1 protein-coding gene is annotated in these 297 nt (G+C 53.5%); it reads right to left on the bottom strand.

The window, feature by feature from the left end:
• On the bottom strand, nt 1–297 hold a 297-nt coding region (locus H6A60_RS13035), incomplete at both ends, for a hypothetical protein (RefSeq protein ID WP_205105291.1).

Genomic DNA, 297 nt, shown 5'->3' with positions numbered 1-297 from the left:
TCATGACCGTTCGCATCGAGGACAAGACCGGCGGCATCACCACCCTGCGCGAGTTTGAGTTTCGCGACCTGGTAGGACATGACAATGGTGTTTTGCGGCGATTTACTTTCGTCGACAAAGCCGCCGCTCCACTCAACATAAGCAACCGTGTCGCCGAAAGCATTGCTGATCGCCGAGTCGTCCATCTGGTCGCTCGTTGCTGGCTTAAGCTTCTCGCGGCTGCCATCCGTTTCGTTCTGGTAATGAATCAGCGCCTGAGTGAAATGACTCGTATCGGCATCAAGAATGTTGAAATTG

The sequence above is a fragment of the Sutterella massiliensis genome (genome assembly GCF_016899755.1).
GTDB classification, from domain to species: Bacteria; Pseudomonadota; Gammaproteobacteria; order Burkholderiales; family Burkholderiaceae_F; genus Sutterella; species Sutterella massiliensis.
Note: the sequence above shows the minus strand (reverse complement) of the source record. Positions and strands in the feature narration are given on the sequence as shown.